Source organism: Salipiger sp. PrR003, from assembly GCF_010500785.1.
Taxonomy (GTDB): Bacteria; Pseudomonadota; Alphaproteobacteria; order Rhodobacterales; family Rhodobacteraceae; genus Salipiger; species Salipiger pacificus_A.
Genome location: NZ_JAAGOV010000011.1, coordinates 1 through 1,448, shown reverse-complemented (window position 1 = coordinate 1,448; position 1,448 = coordinate 1). Strand labels below are relative to the sequence as shown.

General features: G+C 63.2%; 1 protein-coding gene. It reads left to right on the top strand.

The annotated features are described in order from the left end of the window. The first annotated feature begins 121 nt into the window (after nt 1–121). On the top strand, nt 122–1,291 hold the full coding sequence (locus G0D83_RS01070) for an IS5 family transposase (RefSeq protein WP_164188783.1): 1,170 nt from the start codon (nt 122–124) through the stop codon (nt 1,289–1,291). Nucleotides 1,292–1,448: the final 157 nt, after the last annotated feature.

The window sequence follows — 1,448 nt, the reverse complement described above, 5'->3', positions numbered from 1 at the left end:
CAGAAGTGTCTTGGAGCAAACCCTTGACAGCGATCATGAGAACAGGCCGCTGAAATAGTCCCGCCTCGACAGAGGTATGAGAACATGACTCACCGTCGGCACGATAACGGCGGGGGTTATGATGCGCGGGACGGACGAGACGAGCGGGTCGCTGTTCAGCTATGTCGATCTGGAGGCGCGCATCCCCGCGCGGCATCCGTTGCGCAAGATCCGGCAGGTGGTGAACGACGCGCTGGCGAGCCTGGATGGCGAGTTCGAGGCGCTTTACACCGATTTCGGCCGCCCCTCGATTGCGCCGGAGCGGCTGATCCGGGCGAGCCTGATCCAGATCCTATTCTCGATCCGCTCCGAGCGGCAGCTGATGGAACAGATGCAGTATAACCTGTTGTTCCGCTGGTTCGTCGGTCTCGGGATCGACGATGCGGTCTGGGTGCCGACCGTTTTCACCAAGAACCGCGACCGGTTGCTGACAACCGACATGTCGCGCAAGGTGATGGCAGCGATCCTGGCCCATCGCGAGGTGGCGCCGCTCTTGTCGGACGACCACTTTTCGGTCGATGGCACGTTGGTGAAGGCCTGGGCCTCCATGAAGAGCTTCCAGCCGAAGGCGACCGACACGCCGTCTGACGACGATCCGGGCGGCCCGTCCGGTCAAGACAGCCCTACCGAAGACCACCCCGAACCGACACCGTCCGAGACCGACCCGATGTCCCGTCCCACCCGCCAGAACCGTAATGCGGAAGTCGATTTCCGGGGCGAGAAGCGGTCCAATGCCACCCATGCCTCAACCACCGACCCGGATGCCCGGCTCTACAAGAAATCCCCCGGCACCGGCGCGATGCTTTGCTTCATCGGCCATGCGCTGATGGAGAACCGCAACGGCCTGATCGTGCAGGGCGACCTGACGCAGGCCGACGGTCACGCGGAACGGCGCGCCGCACTGGACATGATCCACCGCCACTCCCCCGGATCGACGCGGCAGTTGACGCTGGGCGCCGACAAGGGCTTCGACGCCGCCGAGTTCGTCGCCGACCTGCGGCAAGCCTGCGTCACGCCGCATGTCGCGCAGAAGGCGAGATTTTCAGCGATCGACGGCAGAACCACCCGGCACGAGGGTTACGCCCTGTCGATCAAGCACCGCAAACGGATCGAAGAGGCTTTCGGCTGGGCCAAAACCGTCGGCGGCATGGCCCAGACCGTCTATCGGGGCATCGAACGGGTGCGTTCCCGCTTCATCCTCACAATGGCCGCCAACAACCTCGCCAGACTGCCCCGCTTGCTGGCTGCGTGACGATGGCAAACCGCGTCAAACAGGCATGCTTTCTGCGCCGAGGCACCCGAAGCTAAACCCGGACAGTTGCGCCGAAAGGAAACCATTCCGCATCGCCGACTATTTCAGCGGCCTGCTCTCATGATCGCTGTCAAGGGTTTGCTCCAAGGTAATTCTT